The sequence below is a fragment of the Streptomyces sp. NPDC006510 genome, from assembly GCF_040611955.1.
Lineage (GTDB): Bacteria > Actinomycetota > Actinomycetes > Streptomycetales > Streptomycetaceae > Streptomyces.
In genome coordinates this window covers 1-1,646 of the sequence record NZ_JBEXPH010000443.1, presented here as the reverse complement: position 1 = coordinate 1,646, position 1,646 = coordinate 1, and the positions used below count along the sequence as shown (strand labels likewise).

Annotated in this window: 1 protein-coding gene and 1 pseudogene; both read right to left on the bottom strand. The window is 67.8% G+C overall.

Translation table 11 applies throughout. The features are described 5' to 3' along the window. Positions 1 to 54 precede the first annotated feature (54 nt). On the bottom strand, positions 55 to 825 hold the full coding sequence (gene istB, locus ABZY11_RS44330) for an IS21-like element helper ATPase IstB (protein WP_356484594.1): 771 nt from the start codon (positions 823 to 825) through the stop codon (positions 55 to 57). Continuing rightward, positions 822 to 1,646: pseudogene (locus tag ABZY11_RS44325) on the bottom strand (IS21 family transposase); the annotation flags it as partial. The pseudogene ABZY11_RS44325 and the gene istB, both read right to left, overlap by 4 nt.

The following is a 1,646-nucleotide window of genomic DNA, read 5'->3' as shown; positions in this document are numbered from 1 at the left end:
TGTCGGCGTACGGACTTAGATCCCCAGTTGCGTACCTTTCTTCGTCCCCACCTGTCAGGCCACGTCCGTCTCGCGCTCGATGGCCTGGAGGCGGTTCTTCAGCCGGTAGCTGGGCCCGTTGATCGGGACGACTTCGCAGTGGTGAAGGAGGCGGTCGAGGATGGCGGTGGTGAGGACTTCGTCGCCGAAGACCTGGCCCCATTCGCTGAAGGTCTTGTTCGAGGTCAGGATGATCGAGCCCTTCTCGTAGCGCTTGGAGATCACCTGGAACACCAGGTTGGCCTCGGCCCGCTCCAGAGGCTGGTAGCCGACCTCATCCACCACCAGGACGCTCGGCCGCAGGTAGGAGCCGAGTTTGCTGGTCAGACGCCCGGCCGCCTCGGCGGCCTTGAGGTTGCGGACCATGTCGTCGAGGCTGGTGAAGTAGATCGAATAGCCAGCCCGGCAGGCCGCGACCGCCAGCGCGATGGCGATGTGCGTCTTGCCGACCCCGGGCGGCCCGAGCAGGGCCGCGTTGGCCTTGGCCTCGACGAAGGACAGGGTGGCAAGATCCTTGATCTTGCGCGGGTCGAGTTCGGGCTGGAAGGAAAAGTCGTACTCATCCAGCGTCTTGTGGTGCGGCAGGCGGGAAAGCCGCAGGCCCTGGCGGAAGCGGCGGTCGTCACGGACGGCGAGTTCCTCGGAGAGGACCAGGTCGAGGAAGTCGAGGTAGCCCAGCTTGCCCTCGTCCGCGCGACGGGCGAACTCGTTGATGGTTTCCGCCAGATGGGGCAGGCCAAGCTTCGCGGCCGTGGTGCGGATCCGGTTGCCGGTCAGCTCGCTCAAGATGGTTCCTCCGTCGTGCGGTGGGTGGTGAAGGGGCGGGTGCCAGTGAGCTCGTCATAGACCGACAACGGCCGGCGGCCGACCTCGACGCGAGTGGCCGCAGCCCGGTTCAGCAGGGCCTGCAACGGTCCGGCCTCTTCACCCAGGGGGCGGTGGTGACGTGACTGGACGGGGACTTCGCCGGTGGTCGTCCGGCGTCCCTTGCCGGTGGGCAGCCCGTCCCAGTGCGTTTCCTCGACCACGCGGACCGCGCGGCCGACCGCCCGGGGGTGCATGGCCAGCAGTGTTCCGCCGCGGGAGTCGGGGACCGTGGAATGCAGCATGACCTGCGATTTCGTGGCTCGGATCTCGACGAGCTGGCGAGGTCGGACCTTGCGGGCGGGCACCGAGTAGAGGTTGCCGCCGAACGCGATCAGGCAGTCCTTGCCGACGGGCCGCAGGTGCCGTTCGGCCACGAGATACGGGGCCGGCGGCAGCGTTTTGAGGGCTGCGTGGTCCCGGGTGGCACGATGCCCGATCACCTCACGGTGGGTCTTGTGGATCTGAGCCCGCCGCTGCGGCACCCAGGTCGTGAACGCGGCGTCCATCTCCTCGATGGAGGAGAAGGCTCGCCCGGAGAGCACGTGGTCGCGGACGATCAACACCTGGCGTTCGACACGGCCTTTTCCGGTGGGGCGGTAGGCGGCCAGCACGTCGATATCGAAGTCGTAGTGGCCGGCGAATCCGACCGCTTCGGGATGCAGCGGCACCGCCTCGCCGGGGGCGACATGCCGCCGGACGACGGTCTTGGTGCGGTCGTAGACGACCGTCATGGGCACCCC